The organism is Acinetobacter genomosp. 33YU (genome assembly GCF_001990725.1).
Classification (GTDB): domain Bacteria; phylum Pseudomonadota; class Gammaproteobacteria; order Pseudomonadales; family Moraxellaceae; genus Acinetobacter; species Acinetobacter seifertii.
In genome coordinates this window covers 1-21828 of record NZ_LFZQ01000018.1, presented here as the reverse complement: position 1 = coordinate 21828, position 21828 = coordinate 1, and the positions used below count along the sequence as shown (strand labels likewise).

Here is a 21828-nt window from a genome sequence, read left to right as displayed (position 1 = left end):
ACAAAATAATTTACAGGCTCTGCGGTGGGATCGATCGATGCTTTGTTTGTAAAAGACACCAAGGAAAAACGAGATGAAATGCATGGGACTGTCCGTCTTACTGTGTCGTCTGTGTTAGGGCGCAAATTGGTAGTACCCGCACTAGCAGAATTTGCCACACGTTATCCAGATATTGTCGTGGATTGTGTGCTAACAGATTCACACTCGGATGTGATCGATGAGCGGATAGATATCGGGATCAGATTTGGATTTTTGCCGGACAATCGATATGTGGCAAGGGAATTGGCTAAAGTGAACTTTTATTCTGTGGGTACGCCAGAGTTAATTGATAAGGTCGGAATGCCTAAAAAAATTATTGACCTTGATAAATACCCTCTAACAGCACTATTCGATCATAAAACAGGGCGTTACTGGCCATGGACATTCACCGAAAGTCGAAGCTTCACGCCATCAAAGCCTCGTTTTATTACAGATGATCTAGAAGCTGAATTTCAAGCTATTCTCGCTGGAGTTGGATTCGGACACATGCCTGGATTTCTAGTTTTGCCGTGGCTTAGGAGTGGTAAGCTCATTCAGATACTTCATAAGGAAACCTCTCCCGTTTGGCGCCTGTATTTATATCGTCCACAGCGGGGCCCGACACCTTTGCGAATCCGAGCATTGTTTGATTACTTAGCGGAAGTGTTGGGCCATATAGAAACCTGAATCAGATGGAACTAACTTTTTTCTAGAAAGTAGAAATCAGATAAGACCATCATGTATTTAGAGTAACTACAATTTTTCCTATTTGCTGATTTGATTCAAGATAGCACTGAGCGTCATGCATGTCCTCAAAGTTAAAGCAACAGTCGATCACTGGACGAAGATATCCTGCACCTATACTGCTAAGAATAAATCGTCTGGCTTGCTCCCTTAGAACAGGATCATGGAGAACCTCAAGGAACAAAAAACCTCGCATGGTTAAGCTCTTGCGTAATGCAACTTTAAGGGGAAATGGTGTGATCTCAGGGCTAAGTGCACCATGCATAACCATAGTTCCTCCTACAGACATCGCTTTTGCAATCTGTTCAATATGAGGCCCTCCTACAGCATCGAAGGCGACATCAAGATGTTCTCCACCTAAACGTAAAACAAGCGCCTCATACAAATCTGGTTCATCTTCAGTGGCTATAACATTTTTAACACCGAGATCCAGTAAACGTTGCTTTTTCTCTATCGTCTGTGTACTTGCAATGACCTTAGCACCCGCTGCTTCAGCTATCTGTATCGCAGCTAGTCCTACGCTACTTGAAGCTGCTGTGATCAAGATCGTTTTTCCTTTCGAAACTCCACCAGCATTGATTACACCACCCCAAGCCGTCAAATACTGCATCCAGATTGAAGAAGCTTCTTCCCAGCTTAAACTATCGGGTTTGTGAACTAAAAAAGTTTCTGGAATCAGAAGTTTGTCCGCATATGTCCCATATTTGGCTAGATTGTCAGTCGGAAGAATCGATACTGCATCTCCTGGAGAAAATTGGCGTACACCTTCACCTATTGCCAGAACTATGCCTGCTCCCTCATATCCCAGACGAGAAGGGAATACTGCCTTTTGAATATAAGTACCACGCCGAAACATTACATCAGCCCGGTTGAGTCCGATCGTTTTCATCTGGATTAGAACTTCTCCTGCTGCTGGTAAAGCAACAGGAAGTGTTTCTAATGTCAGAACATCTGTATCTCCAATACTATTGAAGCGCCAAGTCTTGGCCTGAAGTGCGTTAAATGACATCAATCACGACCTTAATATTGGCAGAGCGATCTTGAACAGCATCATGAGCCTCAATCGCTTGGTCTAGAGTAAAATGACGAGGATCAACAATAGGACGCAGTTTACCTTCCTCAACGAGACGAGTCGCGATCTTAAGGATATCACCATGATGAGCACGGCGATTGCCTGTTAACATCGGCATTAGGACGAATACGCCAGACACTGTGGCACACCGTAGAGATGAACTCGCTAAATTATGATTACCAAATGCAGCACAGCTGGTAATGTGGCCATAGTGAGTTGTCATGGAAAGTGAAGCTTCGAGTACTGGACCACCCACAGTGTCGTAAACAATGTTAAAACCTTGACCCTCAGGGCTTGCAGCAATAATGTCATCGGAAGATGCTGTTGTGTAATCGAGAGGTGTTGCACCGAGTTCTGAAATCAGTGATTGATCAGCTGTACGACCAGTCGCCCAAACATTTGCATCAAGTGCTTTTGCAAGCTGAACAACCATATAACCAACGCCACCAGCACCACCCTGAACCAGTACAGTTTGCCCTGGTTGGACCTTCGCATTATCCACTAAACCTTCCCAAGCGGTGAGGAATGTCAATGGTAGTACTGCTGCCTCGCGCATAGAGATATTCCGTGGCTTTAATGCGATCAGATCAGCATCTGCTACAACATATTCTGCTAAAGAGCCTTGAATACCACGAACGCCACCTATCAGACCGTAAACTTCATCTCCGACGTTGAAGTGGGTGACACCTTCACCAACAGCAGTTACAACCCCAGCCATATCCGTTCCCAACACGGCAGGAAGCTCTGGCATAGCATATGGTGCTTCACCAAGACGAATTTTATAATCAATAGGGTTTACACCACTAGCATGAATACGTACTAGAACTTGCCCAGCCTCTGGTTGAGGTATAGGCAGTTCTACACGTTTAAATTCATGATCACCAAAATTTTCTAGGATAAGAGCATTCATCATCTTATTCATAGTTGTTCCTTATTCTTAACTGGGGGATGATATGCACAGTACCAAAGTAAAATAATCCAATAAATGATATTTATAGGATTTAATAATTCCTAAATAATGAATAATAAATATCATCCGCTTACTAAAAATAGTCTAGTACAGTCTGTAAAGGCATTTTTAATCTAAACTATCGGTAGTATTTTTAAGGTGTGATACGTTCAAAATATCTACAAACTGGCTAAAAGTTGGAAACATAATTCTAAAAGGTCACAGCATAGCATTACAAAGAACATGAGCCAAAATAAAAAAAATGGGAGCTTTAGCTCCCATTTTTTTGTGACTTTCGCATAAGCTCTACTATGTTTATTTAAAAAAATTAAAAATAGAGACAGAAAATTTTCGCTAAAGACCCTTTTGATTTTTCGATTTATAAAAAAATATTGCTTTTTTATACTATGGGGCACTATAGTATAAAAACTAAAAAATAAGGAGGTCTGATGTCTAGGGCATGTCCTCATTTGGCTTTGCACCAAATTAACATGCAAGCAATGTAAATCATAGACTGATAATTTCGTGCAAGCTTATCAAATCGGGTCGCTATCGCTCGGAAATGTTTTAATCTCGCAAAGACATTTTCAACTAGATGACTTAAAGGATATAAATACCGATCAAATTCTTTATTTTCTCTCTTACTATTTGATTTCATTGGGATGATCGGCACAATATTTTGCTTTCTTGGCAATGTCCTAATTTTTTCCGAATCATAACCTTTATCTGCAATCAGATAATCTGCCTCACCAATCAACTGCTCCGCAACTTGGCTGTCATAGAGTTCACCTCCAGTGATTTTAAAATCAATCGGTAATCCATTCGCGTCGGTTGCAAGATGAATTTTTGTGGTTCTTTCACCTCTAGACCGTCCAATTGCTCGCTTGAAACCGTGCCGAGCTCCACTTGCATGCTGATGCGCGCGTATGTAGCTTCCCTCAATGAATACCCATTCTTGATCCAATACGCCTCATAGTTTAAAAAAATTTACCCCACAAGCCCTTACTCGCCCAACGATTAAAGCGGTTATATGCTGTTTTCCAAGGACAAAATTCTTCAGGAATCACGCCATGTTGCATCTGTACATAATTTCCATAAGATGGCTTCCATGATATTTCTACTGTTCTTTGAACAATAACAACCATGAAATTGCATCGTAGACTGGATTTGTTGTCAAATATCATCGGTGAGTAGAGTTCGTGCCATTGAAAAATATACAAATAAAAAGAGGTTAAATCATTCTTTTAAATCTTTAAAATCAATTTTTCAAATGAGGACACGCCTTAATAGATAAACAGTTTCAATATCTTGACTTCGCTTAAAGTCTAGTATGTTAATTTTAGTATAACTCTAAATAATTTGTTTCTTTCGAGTCGCTAACCAACACAAAACTGCTCCTGCTGTCACCATTGCAACACCTTGCCAAAAGATAAAAGATAAGGACGTACTTAGAATTAATGCCGCAAACAAAGCTGATAACACGGGAATAAAATAAGAAGCTCCAGCCATTAACGTCATGTTCCCTGAAATAATTCCAATATTCCAAGCACCATATCCCAAACCTAAAGCACCAGCTGCCATAATCAGAGTGAGTGTATTGTCATAAGTAAAATTAAGAGCTGACCCACTCATGAGAAGGTATTTGATCCATAGTACAACTCCAGTCAAGGCAAAAAATATAGTGACTAGATTTTTACCCTGAGATGTTTTTACTGTCACAGAACAATATGCAGCCCACAAAATAGCAGCAGCAAAAGCTAAACCATAACTAAGAGGATTAGCTTTTAAATTAGTAAATATCTGAAAAAAATCAAATCCAGTATCTCCTCCTAGTACCCAACAAATTCCAACTAAAGCGAATATGCAGCCAGGAATAATTAAAATATTGGCCTTAACGTTGTTAAAAATAATTGCGAATAGTAGAGTAAATGTTGGCCATAGATAATTAATCATGCCAACTTCGATTGCTTGTCTACTGTTTTGCGCATAGCCAATAGAAAGGGCAAAACATAATTCATAAGCAACAAATAAAAGGCTTCCCCACCATAAATAGGATTTTGGGATGGTAGAAAACTTAGGCATACCAACCATGAAAACTAAAATCATGGATGCGACACTGTAAATTAGAGCAGCACCAGCTACAGCTCCAAAGCTCTCACTGACACTACGCATTAAGCCTACATTTGTACTCCAAAATATGACGGCTGTAAGACCAATTAAAGTAGATATATTTCTATTGAGTGTAGGGAGAGCATTTAAAAGCATAACCTATTCCTATTAAGCCTTAGCATTGATTAAATGATGTGATTTCCTTTCTAATAAAGCTATACTTGCAAAAATTGCAACTATAACTAATAAGATACTAGGTGCTAAGGTATTAGCTGTTTGTTGAATTAACCAGGTTGCAACGAAAGGAACTGTTCCACCTAATAGTGCATTAGCAGTATTAAAACTAAAGGCAAAACCGGTATAGCGCACTTGTATAGGGAATTGTTCTGTTAAATATGCAGGTAAGCTCCCATCGTTCATTGCTAATAATGTGCAGAACACGAGCTGAATGATCACCATTTCAATAAAACTGGCAGTTGAAAGTAAGTAGAACAAGGGTACAGTCAGTACGATAAAGCTTAGACCTGCCCAAAGCAACATTTTCTTACGTCCAATTCGATCTGAATATTTGCCCATCACAAAAACTACAGCAATATAAAATAGCAATGAAATTGACCCTGATATAAAGGCTTTGGATTTATTTACACCTAACTCTGTAGCTAAATAATTTGGCATATAACTAAAAATAAGATAGAAGGCGGTGGCATTTAAAGATGCAACTGCAAATGCTTTAAAAAGTGCTGGTTGATACTGAGTAAATAAGGCTTTGATTGGAAAAATTTCTTTGTTGCTATTTTTTTGATGTTCTAAAAACTCTGGGGTTTCTTCTAACTTTACACGGATATAATACCCGATTAAACCTATTGGTGCTGCCAATAAAAATGGAATTCTCCAACCATATTCGTGTAAAAACGCCTCTGACATGAAAGCGAACATCGCCGCTGCCATTAAAGAGCCGAGTAGTAAACCCGTTGCAGTACTTGCAGGAACTAAACTGGTATAAAGTCCTCTTTTTCCCTTAGGGGCGTATTCTGCAAGAAAATTTGCTGCACCAGCATATTCACCTGAAGCGGATAAGCCTTGGATCATCCGGAATATTAATAACATAATCGGTGCAAAAATACCGATACTTTGATAACTTGGTAACAGTGCAATACATACCGTAGCCAGTGTCATTAATATAATCGACCACGATAGTGCATTTTTTCGACCAAATTTATCCCCAACATGCCCCCAAAAAATACCGCCTAATGGACGAAAAATAAATGAAATTGCAAAGATCGCATATGTAGCCATTAATGCTGTTAAAGAGTCACTTTTCGGGAAAAAAACCACTGCAATAACTGTTGCCAAAAAACCATATGCAGCATAATCAAACCACTCCACAAAATTACCAATAAAGCTGGCGCTAGCAACACGTCTTAAAGTATTTTTTTGCTCTATTTGATGATTGTTTTTCATTCTATTTACTCCTAATTAAATAGGCACTCATTTTCAGAGTGCCTATTTAAAATCTTTTATTTGATAATGTTATGTTCTGGACCATATGGGAATTTGGTAATATTTTCATTTCCTGATTCTGTAACGACCAAGATATCATGTTCACGGTAACCACCAGCCCCAGCCATTCCTTGCGGAATCATAATCATAGGTTCCATTGAAATCACCATGCCTGGTTCTATCACCGTATCAATATCTTCACGTAATTCTAAACCGGCTTCACGACCGTAATAATGTGATAACACACCAAAGGAATGTCCATAACCAAATGTGCGGTACTGCAATAAACCTTCTTCATAGAAAATTTCATTTAACTCTTTAGCAATATCACTGCAACGTGCACCTGGGCGAATGAGTTTTAAGCCAGCTTCATGCACCTTGACATTCGCCTCCCAAATTCGTAATGAAGCATCATCACAGTGATCAAAGAACTGTGTACGCTCTAAAGCTATATAATAGCCAGCAATCATAGAAAAGCAGTTTAAACTTAAAATATCACCTTTTTGGACTTGGCGGGTTGTAACAGGATTATGTGCACCATCCGTATTAATGCCTGATTGAAACCAAGTCCACGTATCCATGAGTTCAGAGTTTGGAAAACGTTTGGCAATTTCACGTACCATGGATTGAGTAGAGGCTAAAGCCACTTCATGCTCTGGCACACCTTCACGAATTGCTGCAGTCACTGCAAAACCACCAATATCACATACTGCAGCACCTTGGGTGATATGTGCAATTTCTTCAGCAGATTTAATCATGCGTAGCTTCATGCATGCGGAACTAATATCCACAAACTGCACATTCGGTAAAACTGCTTTTAACTTGTTTAAACGTTCTAAAGGTAAATGATCAAACTCAATTCCTACACGGCCTTTATTTGGAATTTCTTGTGCAACCGCTTTAAAATAGTTATCACGCTGCCAGTCAGTATAAACTACGTTATAGTCGCCAATCGTACGACGCCAAGGTTGCCCAGCATCAATATTTGCTGAAATTGTCACCACTTTTTCTGGGCTAACCACCAGACCGTAGAAGCGCCCAAATGAACAATAAATAAAGTCTGCATAATAGTTAATGTTATGGATTGAACTAAATAGAATATGATCAATTTCTAGCTCTTCCATTAGTTGGCGTAACTTGCTCTGTCTATTTTGATACTCAGATAATGAAAATGTTGCAGAAACTTTTTCACCATTTTCAATGGTTAATAATGATGGTAGTTGTGAAGCAGCAAAATTATTTACTAAAGTATTCATATATTTTCCTAGATCAATGTAATGTAATCAATGAGCTAAGCTTATGCAGAATATGAATAGGGATTTTTGCTAAAAGCGTCAAAAAGTTGTCAAAAACCGACAAGACTAAAAAACACTAATGAGCAAAATCCAGAATGTTACGTTCAAATTTGGGGGAATAGTTAAAAAAAGCTTTATAGGCTTTAGTAAAACTAGATACATTACAAAAACCACATGCCAAAGCAATATTTGAAATGTTTAACGTAGACTGTTTAAGTAGATTCTGTGCATAGGTGAGTCTTAGTTTTAAATAATATTCTTTTGGAGCCAATTGTAGACTCATTTTAAACAAGCGCTCTAAAGTACGCGGTTGAATTTTTACATGCTGTGCAATTTCAGCAATAGTTAAAGGCTCATTAATATTATTTTCCATTAAGCGCAATACTTCTTGAATCTGAAAATCAAGTTTTTTCTTATGTTCAGCAATAGGTTGATGTTGAATTTCATTGCTCTCACGCACTTGATGAACAATAAATTGCTCACAGATTCTTTTAGCAATATTTGGATAGTGTATTTCAACAAGTGCCAAGCCTAAATCAATCGCTGCAAGCCCACCAGAACAGGTAAAACGGTTCGCATCAATGGTAAAAATATGTGGGGTAAACTGTACTAATGGAAACTCTTCTTGTGCCGCTAAGCTATTTTCCCAATGAAGGCTAGCACGAAAGCCATTTAGTAGATTGGCTTTCGCTAATACATAAGCGCCTGTACATAAACCACCTAAAGCAATTTTTTGTTGATCCAACCTATATAAAAAATTCTTTAAGCGTACTGTCATATTTTTATAAAGTTGAAAACCACCACAAATAAAAACTATATCCATGTTCAGTAAATGTGACCAAACACAGGTATGTTGTATTTGAAGACCATTGCTTGCGCAGCTATGATGACCATCTAAACCCGTTACATTCCATTGGTATAAATTGTCTTCTGTAACATAATTAGCCATACGTAAGACTTCAACCATGTTTGAGAAAGCAATCATTGAAAAGTTATCGAGTAATAAAAAACCAATACGCTTAGAGTTTTGTAACATAAATTTAATGTTCTTCACTTTTTTCAATACTTTTATAAAGCAATTTTGAGACCACAATTTTGATTTTTTCAGATTTAAAAGTCACTTTTGTCTTTATTTCCATGAGGCTTTGTTGCATAAAGCCTTTGATAGCAGAGTGAACCATACTGGGTTTGTAGGAGACTTTTTATTTAAGTTAGGCCACCTGAACTAACGGGTTAATTTTATCATAATACTTTGTTTCAAAATCAAAAGGCGATACATAACCAATGCACTGTGTACACGCTTTTTATTGAACCAATCTACCCAATTTAATATCGCAAGTTGTACATCTGCTTTTCAATAGTCAATCACCTCAGTTTTGTATAAGCCATTCACCGTTTCAGCCAAAGCATTATCATAGGAATCACCAGTTGTACCGACTGATGCTCCTAAATTTGCTGCCTCTAACAGGATAACGAATAGAAAGATATTGCACACCTCTATTTAAATCATGAATTACATTCTTTGGCATACATCGGTCACGTAATACTTGCTCCAGTGCATCAAGCACCATATCTGTATTCATCCGTGTTGATACTTTCCATCCAACAATTGCGCGTGAGAACACGTCAATAATAAGGGCGGTATAGACCTAGCCTGAATTTGTTTGAATATAGCTGAAGTCTGCGACCTGACATACAAGAAGCACTGCTTCGCAAGGGTCAGGATGATCAGTACTAAAATTACGGTTCACCAAGCCAACTGCCCGTTTTTGGTCATCTCGTACAAAGCCTTTTCGATTTATAAAAAAATATTGTTCTTTTTTATACTATAGGGCACTATAGTATTAATACTAGCAAATAAGGAGGTCTGATGCCTAATCAGGTTGAAGACAAAAAAAAGATTCTTCTACGCGTCAGAAAGATCAAAGGTCAGACGCAAGCGATTGAAAAAGCGTTAGAAGACAATGTGGAATGTGGTGCAATTCTGCAACAAATATGCTCTGTGCGTGGTGCTATTAATGGTTTAATGAATGAGATGTTGGAGGTTCATTTAAAGGACACTTTAGTATCAGGTGAAACCACAGAACAACAACGAAAAGAAGAACTGGCTGAAATCGCCAAGATTCTAAAATCATATTTAAAATAGACCTGTATAAGGAGTTATTCCATGAAGTCACGTGCTGCTGTTGCGTTTGGTCCTGGTCAACCTCTTCAAATTGTTGAAGTTGATGTTGCACCACCGAAGAAAGGTGAAGTATTAATCAAGATCTCCCATACCGGTGTGTGTCATACAGATGCATTCACTTTGTCTGGCGATGATCCTGAAGGCGTTTTTCCGGCTATTCTCGGGCATGAAGGTGCTGGCGTTGTGGTTGAGGTTGGTGAAGGCGTGACTAGTGTCAAACCAGGTGATCATGTAATTCCACTTTACACCGCTGAATGTGGCGAGTGCGTATTCTGTAAATCTGGAAAATCGAACTTGTGTATTGCCGTTCGCGAAACTCAAGGTAGAGGCGTAATGCCAGATGGTACCACTCGTTTTTCTTACAATGGTCAACCGATTTACCATTATATGGGCTGCTCAACGTTCAGTGAATACACGGTAGTGGCAGAAGTATCATTGGCTAAAATCAATCCTGAAGCCAATCATGAACATGTATGCTTATTGGGTTGTGGGGTAACAACGGGTATCGGTGCAGTACACAACACGGCTAAAGTACAAGAAGGTGATAGTGTTGCGGTTTTTGGTTTAGGTGGTATTGGTTTGGCAGTCGTACAAGCCGCACGTCAAGCTAAAGCAGGGCGTATTATTGTGGTTGACATGAATCCTGATAAATTTGCGCTGGCAAAAGAGTTTGGTGCAACGGACTTCTTGAACCCTAAAGATTACGATAAACCAATCCAGCAAGTAATTGTCGAAATGACTGGCTGGGGTGTAGATCATTCATTTGAATGTATTGGTAACGTGAATGTGATGCGCTCAGCCCTTGAAAGTGCACACCGTGGCTGGGGACAATCCGTAATTATTGGTGTTGCTGGCGCAGGTCAGGAAATCTCTACCCGTCCATTCCAACTGGTTACTGGTCGTAAATGGCTAGGTTCTGCCTTTGGTGGCGTAAAAGGTCGTACGCAACTTCCAGGAATGGTTGAAGATGCCATGAAAGGTAAAATTCAATTAGAACCATTTGTGACACATACGATGGGCTTGGATCAGATCAATGAAGCCTTTGATCTAATGCATGAAGGTAAGTCAATTCGTACTGTAATTCATTACGAATAATTGCGACAAACCTTATACTTTTCCATGCATGTGCATCATGAATGACATGCATGGAATCCTCTAAAACGGCACATCAACTGTAAAACAGATCTATCTGTGTAGGCATCGTGTATAGGTTCAATAAACCTGCCTACATTTTAATTCTTTATCACTATTCTGTGTGGAGAATGTCAGACTCTTTGTTTACTTGATTTCTCATGAAGTCTTGCTCAACATAGGTAATTGATTATGGAAATAATTGAGAAACATGCTTCTTTTGGTGGGTCGCAAGAAGTGTATCGCCATCAGTCAATAGCATTAAACTGTTCAATGAAATTCTCAATATATCTGCCACCTCATGACAAAGATGAGCGGTTGCCAGTTTTATATTGGTTATCAGGACTGACTTGCAACGAACAGAACTTTATTACTAAAGCCGGAGCACAAAAGTATGCGGCTGAACATAAAGTCATTATTGTTGCACCAGATACCAGCCCACGTGGAGAAGATGTACCAGATCATGCAGATTATGATTTAGGCCAAGGCGCAGGATTCTATGTGAATGCAACACAAGCACCCTGGTCACAGCATTTCAAAATGTATGATTATATTGTGGAAGAGCTGAGAAATCTGATTGACCTGAATTTTCCGACCAATCAAGTCCAAAGCATTATGGGGCATAGCATGGGTGGTCATGGTGCATTAGTAATTGGGTTAAAAAATCCTGAGCTGTATAAAAGTATTTCTGCTTTTGCACCAATTGTTGCACCTAGCCAAGTACCTTGGGGGAAAAAGGCTTTTACACACTACCTAGGTGAAACCGAAACTTTATGGAAAAGCTATGATGCGATTGAATTAATCAAAAACGCTGAAGTTCATTTACCTATTTTAGTCGATCAGGGAACAGCTGATGATTTTCTTGAAGAACAGTTAAGGCCTAAGCTTCTTAGTAATATTTGTTTGGAACAAGAATATCCTCTTACACTTAACCTAAGAGAAGGGTATGACCATAGCTATTACTTCATTGCGAGCTTTATAGAGAAACATATAGAGTTTCACAGCAAATTCCTAGCTAAATAACTTTCATAGATATGAGGATGTACAATGTTGTTCTTGAATGCTTCTTGAGCAATATAATTTCCAGATGAAGAGGTCAGCTTATAAATCTAAGGTAGAGTCAATTGATCCTTATATAAATAAGATTGAATTGAATCATCTCATATCTTAATTTTTTTGATTCAAATGTTAATGATATTAACTTGAATAAATTCATAGCATTATGTCGAAATAAAAACCCAGATTTTGGCTCAGCTATGGGAATTTTTTTAACTTTTATACAACAAAACTTTCTGAAATTCATACATTAGCAATGTCAGAATTAGTTTTAATTCTAATCAATTGTGGAGTTTTAGTCATGCTTAAAACAGCTTTATATGTCCGTCTTGAAGCTAAACCGGGTAAAGAAGACGAAGTGGAAGCTTTCCTTAAAGCCGGTTTACCTATTGTAATGGAAGAACCTGCGACAGTTGCGTGGTTTGGCCTACGTCTTGGACCTACAACATTTGGTATTTTTGATGCATTTCCTGATGAGGCGGGTCGCCAAGCACATTTATCTGGCAAGGTTGCAGCTGCTTTGATGGCTCAGGCTGAAGAGCTATTTTCAGAGCCGCCGTCTATTGAAAAAGTAGATGTTTTGGCGAGTAAACTACCAGCTCATACTGATGCTTAAATGTATGAGGGTGCTGCCTGAAATTTCGAATGAAAGGCAGCACTTCAACCCTGTGAGGTTTGTCGGAGTCTTTTTATTCAAGTTGGGCTACTTTATTTAATGGCTTAATCTCATCATTTACATGGGTCAATATCCAAAACAGGGTAAATAAACGAATGCAACTATTTACATGCTTTATATTGAACCAATCTATTTAATTTACTGTCGCATTTGTACATCTGCTAAACCGTGCCAATCTGCTTTTAAAATATTTAATCATCGCTATTTTGTATGAGTCATTCACTGTTTTAGCCAATGCGTTCACGACCATGTCAGTAGTCATACGTGTTGATACCTTCCATCCAACAATCGCTCGTGAAAATACATCAATAATAAAAGTGGTATAGAACAAGCCTGAATTTGTTTAACCATAACTAAAGTCGGCAAGCTGAAATAATATTTATAAAAATAGACGACTGGTCTATTTTTATGTATAGTTAGCACATGGTGTAGTCAAAAGCCGCAGTGTTGCCCAATTTTTTAAAGTTTATTTGATAAATAACGGTGGTTTTTCAAATCAATTAACTGATTATCCTAGGATAAAAATATGCTGAATTTTAACTTTTATAATCCGACCCGTATTATTTTTGGTGGCGATACAATAGCTAAAATCAATGACTATGTGCCTACAGAAGCAAAAGTGTTAATGTTGTTTGGTGGTGAAAGTGCACGTAAGAATGGTACTTTAGCTGAAGTGCGTGAAGCATTAGGTGCAAGAGAAATTCATGAATTTGGCGGAATTGAGCCGAATCCGAGTTATGAAACCCTCATGAAAGCCGTAGAGCTGATTCGTGAACAAAAGATTGATTTCTTGATGGCTGTCGGTGGTGGATCGGTAATTGATGGTACTAAATTTATTGCAGCAGCAGTCAATTATACAGGGGATACATGGGAGATTTTAGAAACCCATGGTACTAAAATTACTCAAGCTTTGCCTTTTGCGAGTGTACTCACCCTTCCGGCAACTGGTTCAGAAATGAATAGCGGTGGGGTAGTCACCAGAAAATCGACCCAAGCCAAATTGTCATTTAGCAGTCCCCATGTTTTTCCGCAATTTTCCGTACTCGATCCGAATAAAACTTTTAGCTTGCCGACGCGCCAGTTAGCAAATGGCGTGGTCGATGCATTTATTCATGTCATGGAACAGTACTTAACTTACCCTGTCAATGCACAAGTACAAGATCGTTTTGCCGAAGGTCTATTGCAAACTCTGATTGAGATTGGACCGAAAATCTTGGACGATTCAGCAGATTATGACACGCGTGCGAATTTGATGTGGGCTGCTAGCATGGCACTGAATGGGCTAATTGGAGCTGGTGTACCACAAGATTGGTCAACCCATTTGATTGGACATGAGCTCACGGCTTTACATGGTATTGATCATGCTCGTACCTTGGCCATTGTGTTTCCGGCCAATCTACAAGTGCGTCGTCAAGAGAAGCGAGAAAAATTACTACAGTATGCAGCTCGTGTCTGGCAGATTGTCGAAGGTGATGAAGAACAACGTATTGATACTGTTATTGCTCGTACTCGAGCCTTCTTTGAGCAACTTGGATTGCCGACTCGTCTTAGCGATTATGGACTGGTGGAGACAGATATTGAGATCATCATTACGCAACTTAAATCACACAATCTTACACAGCTAGGCGAACATAAAACTGTTTCATTAGAGATCAGTCGCCAAATTCTCGCGACGAGCATCTAAGCTAAATGCGCGTATCTGGCATGCTCACGCCACACGGCAAGTGATCATGCAACAATGCTCCTAAATCCTGAAAATTATCGGAAAAATAACATGAAAATTTTAATCGTTTTAACCTCACATGATCAACTTGGCAATACTGGTAAGAAAACAGGTTTCTGGCTAGAAGAACTTGCTGCACCGTATTACACCTTTATTGACTCTGGTGCTGAAGTTACGCTGGCGTCACCTCAAGGTGGGCAGCCACCACTAGATCCGAAAAGTAATTTAGCAGAAGCACAAACTGAAACCACTCATCGTTTTGAAGCTGATCCAACTGCAATGCAAGCATTGGCACAGACGCATAAACTTAGCGAAATCTCTGTAACTGATTATGATGCAGTGTTTTATCCAGGCGGACATGGCCCATTGTGGGATTTAGCAGAAGATCCGATTTCAATTTCTCTGATTGAACAGGCGATTCAGTCTGGCAAACCTGTTGCAGCAGTGTGTCATGCCCCAGGTGTTCTTCGTCATGTGAAAGCGAGTAATGGAGCGCCTTTAGTTAGCGGTAAATTAGTGACTGGTTTCACCAATACTGAGGAGGCCGCTGTAGGTTTGACCGAAATTGTACCATTTTTAGTTGAAGACATGCTTAAAGAAAACGGTGGTCATTATTCTAAAGTGGATGATTGGCAAGTATATGTTCAAGTAGATGGCTTGCTGGTTACTGGACAAAATCCAGCATCTTCTGCTGCAACCGCTACAGCATTACTTCAATTGTTGAAATAAAGAGTAGCTAGTGTTTGTTGTGGTGCTTAGCAGCGAATAAACTTCTGACTCTGAGCAACTGGCGCAATAAGCAAAATAACCCTCACTTAATGGTGACGGGCCTGAGTGAATAGCTTTCCTTCCTTTATTTTTCTATATACAGGAAGGAAGGTTATTTTTTAATTTAGATCAATTAAGCCATGATGACTTGGATACAATAAAATGAAAGCCAGCAAACTTTTTCAAAACTTAAGCTTAGGCCCTTATGTTTTGCAAAACCGTATTGTATTGCCACCATTAACGCGGTCGCGCAGTACTCAGCCAGGGAATATTCCAAATGAACTGATGGCAACCTATTATCAACAGCGTGCCGGGGCAGGATTTATGGTCACCGAAGGTACGCAAATCGAGCCACGTGGTCAAGGCTATGCTTGGACTCCCGGTATTTACAGCCCTGAACAGATTGCTGGATGGTGTAAAGTGACGGAAGCAGTGCATGCTAAAGGAGGCATTATTTTTGCACAACTTTGGCATGTTGGGCGTGTTTCACATACATCTTTGCAACCCGATCATGCATCACCGGTCGCGCCTTCGGCTATTAGGGCTGATAGTAATGTTAAAGTCTTTATTGAGACCGGGCCCAATGCGGGGGCCTTGGCTGATCCTTCAATGCCACGTGCTTTAAGCAATGCAGAAGTTAAAGAATTAGTGCAACTCTATGCTCAAGCAGCGCGTAATGCCTTGGCTGCTGGTTTTGATGGAGTTGAAATTCATTGTGCAAATGGTTATTTGGTGAACCAATTTATCTCTGCACATAGTAACCATCGTGAAGATGAATATGGTGGATCACTAAACAATCGTTTGCGTTTTTTACGTGAAGTAGTAGAGGCAGTTGCTGAGGTGGTTGGTGCAGATCGTTTAGGAGTGCGTTTTGCCCCGCTATTTGAAAGTACAGAGGAAGATCGTGTTTACATGGGGTTGGTTGAAGATGATCCACATGTCACTTATATTGAGGCAATAAAGATACTTGAAGAAGTTGGGATTGCCTATTTATCTATTGCAGAAGCTGATTGGGATAATGCACCAGAACTTCCTCATGATTTTCGTAAAGATGTCAGAGACACTTTCAGTGGTCGGATTATTTATGCAGGTCGATATACGGCAGAAAGAGGGACTCGAATTTTAGAGGCAGGTCTGGCCGATTTAATTGCATTTGGACGCCCATTTATTGCGAATCCAGATTTACCCGATCGTATCGCCAATGGCTGGCCATTGAATGCAGTAGATGCAAGCACTATGTATGGTGGGACGGAAAAAGGCTATATTGATTATCCAGCTTACGCAGATTAATATTGACTTAATGAGTTATTTTGCCAACCTTTGTGGTTGGCAAAATAACGACTTAGGATTGCTGTTGCCAGCACAATTTCTTCTTAAAACAAATTCTTAAAATTTTTTAGCCGTGTAATGAGCCAACCTGCCAGTGGGAAAGAAATCAGTTGCGTTACTGGCACTAATACTATGACTTCAATCAACACCATCATCGGGAAACTTTGATGATGAGTAATTGGCTTTAATAAAGTGAGTACCAGTAATAGTGTGGGATATAAGCCTAAATATCCGACTAAAATACGAGTCATGAGGGCTTTAGAAGGAGAATTCATTGTGCGCTATACTCATGGATTGTAAATTGATCTAATAACAACACATTAATAAGTAATCATTGGGCTGCTGTCATTAATTATGTAATTGATATTTAATCTAATTTTTAAGAAACTTCACTTTTTAATAGAAATTTAGTTGCTCTCAGAGCTTGATGTAATGGTGTTTTATCTTTTTGCAACTTACTCAATAATGCTGCACCTAACCACATTTGGTAAAGTACTTGTGCCAAAGTCGAGGCCTCAGTATCTGCTTGGATAGACTGATCCTGTTTTCCCAAATCAATTAAACCAGCAATACGCTCGATTACATCATCCACGCCAGCGGACATAATGGAGCGCATATCTTCAGATAGATCGGCAACTTCTGCGGCAAGTTTCACAATTAAACAACTATCCGCCCAACCACACTGTGTTTCAGGATCTTCTATCCATAAATTAAAATACTCAATCAGCTTTTGATAAGGAGATTTATCGCTACGCCATACATCATTTAAACAGACTTGGTAATTATCCACATAATGCTGTACCAATTCACATCCGAAAGCTTCCTTGGATTGGAAATAATGATAAAATGAGCCTTTGGGGATCTCACAGCTCTGTAAAATTTCCTGTAATCCTACACCAGTAAAACCTTTATGCAAAATCAGGTCTGAACTGGTGTTAAGAATGTGTAAGCGCTTCGCTTCAGACTTTTTAATAGGATTAGGCTTCATATTAATTATTTACTCTATTATAAAAAATAGACCAGTCGTATTGTTTTTTATTATAACTCCTCTACAATGGATGTAAAGAAATTTTAATCATAATTTTTGATTGTGAAGAGAAATACTTCCAAATAAAACATGGAGTTATATGTGTGAAACAGTTATTAATCAACGCATCGTTTTAGCTAAACGGCCAGTGGGTGAGCCAAAACACAGCGATTTTCGTATTGAGCAAGTTGAACTCAATGAACTTAAACAAGGCGAGATATTGTTAAAAACCATTTACTTGTCACTCGATCCTTATATGCGTGGTCGCATGAGTGATGCTCCTTCATATGCAGCACCGGTTGAAATTGGCGAAGTGATGGTCGGTGGAACAGTCAGTCAAGTGATGGCCTTTAAAAACCCAAAATTCAAAGAAGGCGAGTGGGTTCTTTCCGGAAATGGCTGGCAGGGCTACGCAATTTCTAATGGGTCTGCCTGTCAAAGCTTAGGTATGCAACCTGAACATCCATCTTGGGCATTGGGTATTTTGGGAATGCCAGGATTTACTGCTTATATGGGGTTGTTGGACATTGGTCAGCCTAAAGCCGGTGAAACTTTAGTCGTTGCAGCTGCAATGGGACCTGTGGGTGCTACGGTTGGACAGATTGGCAAAATTAAAGGTTGTCGCGTGGTTGGCGTCGCAGGTGGGGCTGAAAAATGCCGTTATGCAGTAGAAGAACTCGGCTTCGATGCTTGTATCAATCATCATGATGAAAATTTTGCAGAACAATTACAACAAGCAGTTCCCACCGGTATTGATATTTATTATGAGAATGTAGGGGGTAAAGTGTTTGATGCGGTATGGCCATTGCTTAACTCTGCGGCACGTGTACCGGTGTGTGGTGTGGTTTCCCAGTATAACGCTACCGAGCAAGCACAAGGGCCAGACCGTTTACCGGGCTTTATTTCCACCCTTTTAAAAAAGCGTATTCGCATGCAAGGCTTTATTATTTTTGATGATTATGGCAGTCAGTATCCGGAATTCAATCAGCAAATGTCTGACTGGTTGAAAGACGGAAAAATCAAATATAAAGAGCATATGGTGCAAGGTTTAGATAACACGATCAATGCTTTCAATGGTATGTTAAAAGGCGAAAACTTTGGCAAAGTGGTTGTAAAAATTTGAAAAAATAGGAATTATTATGATTACACTACATCATTTAGATCAATCACGTTCTTTTCGCATTTTATGGTTACTTGAAGAAATCAAGCAGCCCTATGAGCTGAAACGCTATTATCGTGACTCAAGCACGCATTTGGCCCCTGAATCTTTAAAAACCATCCATCCTTTAGGGAAATCTCCAGTATTGGAATGGGATGGCAAAGTTATTGCAGAGTCAGGCGCAATCGTTGAGTTATTAATTCAGAAACTTGCGCCGCATTTAGCACCAGATATGGATGAACCTACCTATGTCGATTATCTACAGTGGATTCATTTCTCAGAAAGCTCTGCCATGCTGCCATTTTTGTTAAAAACGTTTAATGCGATAGAAACCAAGCAAGGCACGAAGTTGGTATTTCTAGAAAATTATACTCAAGTTGAGTTCGATAAGGTATTTGGCCATTTAAATGAATATTTAAAAGATAAAGAATTTCTAGTGGCAGACCGTTTAACCGGTGCTGACTTTATGATGGGCTTTGGACTACATGCTTTAATTTATCATATGGGACAAGGTGAAAATTATCCCCATATCCAACGTTATGTAGCAGGTTTAAGCCAACTACCTAGCTGGCAAGTCGCAGTACAAATTGAACAAAATGGTGTGAAAAGTCAAAAATAGCAAAATTGTTTTTTTAACGCAATTGAGAAAAAGAATCATGATTGACAAGTACATATGATTATAAAATAAGCTGACACTTATTTAAAGTAAACGCCTAATGAATTTCATCGGGCGTTCTCTATTTTAAAGATAAGGAATTACCATTATTTAAGACAAGTTTCGCCTATTCTTTCACTGCAAATTCCTATCAAAAGGGCTTGAATATCACGACGGTTACGTTGAAAGATATAATCAACTTTTGAAAGAAAAGTGACTAACGCACAGCAAGATTAAATTATTCCTTGGGGTATTAAACAAGTAATCTATATCATTTTAATAACATAAACACATATGCGTAAAAATCACGCCCCGCTTAACTGGCAATAGTTTTTGAACCCTCGTATAAAAGCTTAAAAGAATCTAGCAAGTCTTTATTTAATGTTAATACTCATCCAGTATTGAGGTTTTTTATCTCTTCTTGCCTGTGATCTAGGTTGTAATACTCTAATTTCATACTCACCTGAAGCAGGTAAAATATAAATACCATTATCATCAAGCTCTGGAGAATATTCTCCAATATTGATGGAGTCTTTTAATTGATTACCCCATAAGTAAGCTTCAACATTTCCTCCAGTCAACTTCACTTTTAACTTTTGCCCTTTTTTAGCATAAAATTTGTAGGAATCATACTTGTATCCCTCTATCCTTCCGTAATAATTTGCAGAGTAAGCTTTTTTTGCAAACTTAACTACAACAGTCTTTCGTATATCATTGTTATCATTTGCAAGTACGGCTGGGCTAAGCATAGTTAAAGTTAGGGCCATAAAAGCACCAGCTAGTAATTTCGTATTCGCTATTTTCATAAGGTTACCTTAATTCTTGTATCGCCCCTGACATAGTAACATAAGTAATAAGTAACCATGAATCATGGAACAGAACTGTGAATAGTCATAACATAGAGTTGCACTTCAAATGCTAATTTAAGACTTGCGAAATCAATGGTTAATTATTTGGTCACTAAGGAATAGCCAATCTAGATATAAACTTTATTTAACAGATACTTATAAAAATATGTGATGCGTATCATACGCATCATATATAAAGCGTTCTATTTTGATATAATTGATCCAATCAACCCCTTATTAGGTTTCATTTAAATTCCATGAGTCTTACTGATATTAAAGTTCGCCAAGCTCATTGCAAGGAAAAAACCTGTTTTTTATCCGATGAAGATGGGCTTAGCCTGAAGATTGAGCCGAGTGGAAGAAAATCTTGGTGCTATCGCTATACAGATCCACAAACTAAAAAACGTCGACGCATTCAGTTAGGTCTTTATCCTGATTTATCGCTGAAAAAGGCACGACAAGTCAGAGATGACTTTAAAGACAATAATTTCTGTTTTGAACATGATACTGCCTCTAATCTTATCACCTTTGGTAAGGTCGGGGAGGAGTGGTTACAGTTCAAACTGAAGAATGCCTTCAACGATCTACCCCGCTGTGGTGTACTACAGTTAGCAGAAAGATGCTTACAGCAAGATATTTATCCAGACCTTCAGGATTTACCTTTTCAAAACATCAAGCGCTATGACCTGGTTTCAGTAATCAAAAAAATAGAGGGACGCCAAGTAAAAGAACCTGTCAAAAAAGCTTGTAGTTATTTGAACCAAATTTATGACTACGCTGTAGCGATGGGTTATTGTGAGTTCAACATCGCTCATGGTTTAAATAAAATCACCATTAACAGCAAAATCAAGAAAAATTATCCGTATTTGAAAGCGGAGGAAATATCTGATTTTAAGAAAAAATTACAAAAATTGGATGCCCATCCCATTATTAAAAAAGCACTGATGTTCAAATTACATACTGGCGTGAGAGGGGCCGAATTGTTATTGGCTGAGCCTCATCATTTTGATTTAAATGAAAAAATCTGGAAAATACCTGCCTTGCATATTAAACAGTTTCGACGAAAAGTTATATTAGGCCATGAGATTCCAGATTTTTTAGTTCCACTTTCAAATCAGGCTTTAGAGATTTTGAAAGACGTCATGCAGTGGTCATACGGTGAAAAATACCTTTTTGCTAGCCCTCGCAAACACAATCAACCGATTCATTTTAATACTCTAAATATGGCCATACGTAAGATGGGGTATGGCAAACATCAACTATCTTCTCATGGATTACGTTCTACTTTTAGTACCATTTTGAATGACTCAGGTTTGTTCCAAGATAATTGGATTGAGGCACAACTTTCACATATTGATAAGAACCGTACCCGTGCCAGCTATAATCACGCTGACTATTTAGCTCAACGGACTGAAATGATGCAGTGGTGGGGTGATTATTTAAGTACTAGTAAGTGAAAATCGTACTTTTATACATAAACTTAAAACATGATGGGGTGTTAAATGGATAGTAAACAATATACTTACCGTGTTAAATGGTCAGCTGAAGATAATGGGTATGTTGGAGCCTGTAAATTATTTTGTG

The 21828-nt window shown here is 38.8% G+C and carries 19 protein-coding genes and 4 pseudogenes; 11 read left to right on the top strand and 12 right to left on the bottom strand.

The window, feature by feature from the left end; translation table 11 throughout:
- Nucleotides 1-21 precede the first annotated feature (21 nt).
- Nucleotides 22-705: pseudogene (locus AC056_RS18415) on the top strand (substrate binding domain-containing protein); the annotation flags it as partial.
- Between the two features lie 49 nt (nt 706-754).
- Here AC056_RS18415 and AC056_RS18410 read toward each other — a convergent pair.
- The 8 genes and pseudogenes from AC056_RS18410 to AC056_RS18370 all read right to left on the bottom strand — a co-directional run.
- Nucleotides 755-1771: a zinc-dependent alcohol dehydrogenase family protein gene (locus tag AC056_RS18410; protein ID WP_077164423.1), complete on the bottom strand. Its 1017-nt coding sequence runs from the start codon at nt 1769-1771 to the stop codon at nt 755-757.
- Nucleotides 1761-2756 carry a zinc-dependent alcohol dehydrogenase family protein gene (locus tag AC056_RS18405; protein ID WP_002126629.1) on the bottom strand — a complete coding sequence of 332 codons (996 nt, stop codon included), beginning with the start codon at nt 2754-2756 and terminating at the stop codon, nt 1761-1763. The genes AC056_RS18410 and AC056_RS18405 overlap by 11 nt, the downstream gene beginning before the upstream one ends.
- A 493-nt stretch (nt 2757-3249) precedes the next feature.
- Nucleotides 3250-3938 (bottom strand): annotated as a pseudogene (locus tag AC056_RS18400) (IS5 family transposase).
- Nucleotides 3939-4133: 195 nt separating this feature from the next.
- On the bottom strand, nt 4134-5048 hold the full coding sequence (gene yddG / locus AC056_RS18390) for an aromatic amino acid DMT transporter YddG (RefSeq protein ID WP_002126624.1): 915 nt from the start codon (nt 5046-5048) through the stop codon (nt 4134-4136).
- A gap of 12 nt (nt 5049-5060) precedes the next feature.
- Entirely contained in the window at nt 5061-6353 is a 1293-nt protein-coding gene (locus AC056_RS18385) for an MFS transporter (RefSeq protein ID WP_004832916.1), read from the bottom strand.
- A gap of 56 nt (nt 6354-6409) precedes the next feature.
- Nucleotides 6410-7648: a M24 family metallopeptidase gene (locus tag AC056_RS18380; protein ID WP_004832908.1), complete on the bottom strand. Its 1239-nt coding sequence runs from the start codon at nt 7646-7648 to the stop codon at nt 6410-6412.
- Nucleotides 7649-7763: 115 nt separating this feature from the next.
- Nucleotides 7764-8723 (bottom strand): GlxA family transcriptional regulator, encoded by a 960-nt coding sequence (locus tag AC056_RS18375; protein WP_004832906.1) that lies wholly within the window; start codon nt 8721-8723, stop codon nt 7764-7766.
- Between the two features lie 175 nt (nt 8724-8898).
- Nucleotides 8899-9468: pseudogene (locus AC056_RS18370) on the bottom strand (DDE-type integrase/transposase/recombinase); the annotation flags it as partial.
- An 89-nt stretch (nt 9469-9557) separates the two neighbouring features.
- Here AC056_RS18370 and AC056_RS18365 point away from each other — a divergent pair.
- From AC056_RS18365 to AC056_RS18350, 4 genes are all read left to right on the top strand, one after another.
- Nucleotides 9558-9833, top strand: coding sequence for a metal/formaldehyde-sensitive transcriptional repressor (locus AC056_RS18365; protein ID WP_001133624.1), 276 nt, complete (start codon nt 9558-9560; stop codon nt 9831-9833).
- A 21-nt stretch (nt 9834-9854) separates the two neighbouring features.
- Entirely contained in the window at nt 9855-10967 is a 1113-nt protein-coding gene (locus AC056_RS18360; RefSeq protein WP_007393395.1) for an S-(hydroxymethyl)glutathione dehydrogenase/class III alcohol dehydrogenase, read from the top strand.
- Between the two features lie 228 nt (nt 10968-11195).
- A complete protein-coding gene (gene fghA, locus AC056_RS18355) occupies nt 11196-12026 on the top strand; it encodes an S-formylglutathione hydrolase (protein ID WP_000402511.1) in 831 nt (276 codons plus the stop codon).
- Nucleotides 12027-12360: 334 nt separating this feature from the next.
- Nucleotides 12361-12675 carry a putative quinol monooxygenase gene (locus AC056_RS18350; protein ID WP_017386625.1) on the top strand — a complete coding sequence of 105 codons (315 nt, stop codon included), beginning with the start codon at nt 12361-12363 and terminating at the stop codon, nt 12673-12675.
- 73 nt (nt 12676-12748) lie between these two features.
- Here the strand turns inward: AC056_RS18350 and AC056_RS20090 are convergent.
- Nucleotides 12749-13078 (bottom strand): annotated as a pseudogene (locus AC056_RS20090) (IS3 family transposase); the annotation flags it as partial.
- 183 nt (nt 13079-13261) lie between these two features.
- Between AC056_RS20090 and AC056_RS18340 the strand changes: the two are divergent.
- The 3 genes from AC056_RS18340 to AC056_RS18330 all read left to right on the top strand — a co-directional run bounded on the left by AC056_RS18340 (nt 13262) and on the right by AC056_RS18330 (nt 16516).
- Nucleotides 13262-14419, top strand: coding sequence for an iron-containing alcohol dehydrogenase (locus AC056_RS18340; RefSeq protein WP_000931664.1), 1158 nt, complete (start codon nt 13262-13264; stop codon nt 14417-14419).
- A gap of 90 nt (nt 14420-14509) precedes the next feature.
- Nucleotides 14510-15187: a type 1 glutamine amidotransferase domain-containing protein gene (locus tag AC056_RS18335; protein ID WP_000697981.1), complete on the top strand. Its 678-nt coding sequence runs from the start codon at nt 14510-14512 to the stop codon at nt 15185-15187.
- Nucleotides 15188-15388: 201 nt separating this feature from the next.
- Complete coding sequence (locus AC056_RS18330) at nt 15389-16516, top strand: alkene reductase (RefSeq protein ID WP_005071529.1); 1128 nt, start codon at nt 15389-15391, stop codon at nt 16514-16516.
- Nucleotides 16517-16599: 83 nt separating this feature from the next.
- Here AC056_RS18330 and AC056_RS18325 read toward each other — a convergent pair whose 3' ends face one another.
- Complete coding sequence (locus AC056_RS18325) at nt 16600-16830, bottom strand: hypothetical protein (protein ID WP_004796107.1); 231 nt, start codon at nt 16828-16830, stop codon at nt 16600-16602.
- A 104-nt stretch (nt 16831-16934) separates the two neighbouring features.
- Nucleotides 16935-17543, bottom strand: coding sequence for a TetR/AcrR family transcriptional regulator (locus AC056_RS18320; RefSeq protein WP_017386623.1), 609 nt, complete (start codon nt 17541-17543; stop codon nt 16935-16937).
- Nucleotides 17544-17682: 139 nt separating this feature from the next.
- Here AC056_RS18320 and AC056_RS18315 point away from each other — a divergent pair, with 139 nt between their 5' ends.
- Together AC056_RS18315 and AC056_RS18310 are read left to right on the top strand one after the other, a co-directional pair.
- Nucleotides 17683-18705: an NADP-dependent oxidoreductase gene (locus AC056_RS18315; RefSeq protein ID WP_017386622.1), complete on the top strand. Its 1023-nt coding sequence runs from the start codon at nt 17683-17685 to the stop codon at nt 18703-18705.
- A 16-nt stretch (nt 18706-18721) separates the two neighbouring features.
- On the top strand, nt 18722-19360 hold the full coding sequence (locus AC056_RS18310; protein WP_005134221.1) for a glutathione S-transferase family protein: 639 nt from the start codon (nt 18722-18724) through the stop codon (nt 19358-19360).
- A 410-nt stretch (nt 19361-19770) separates the two neighbouring features.
- Here the strand turns inward: AC056_RS18310 and AC056_RS18305 are convergent, their stop codons facing one another.
- Complete coding sequence (locus AC056_RS18305) at nt 19771-20202, bottom strand: PPC domain-containing protein (RefSeq protein ID WP_005134223.1); 432 nt, start codon at nt 20200-20202, stop codon at nt 19771-19773.
- A 299-nt stretch (nt 20203-20501) separates the two neighbouring features.
- On the opposite strand from AC056_RS18305, the gene AC056_RS18300 reads away from it, so the two are divergent.
- Nucleotides 20502-21701 (top strand): tyrosine-type recombinase/integrase, encoded by a 1200-nt coding sequence (locus tag AC056_RS18300; RefSeq protein WP_077164422.1) that lies wholly within the window; start codon nt 20502-20504, stop codon nt 21699-21701.
- Nucleotides 21702-21828: the final 127 nt, after the last annotated feature.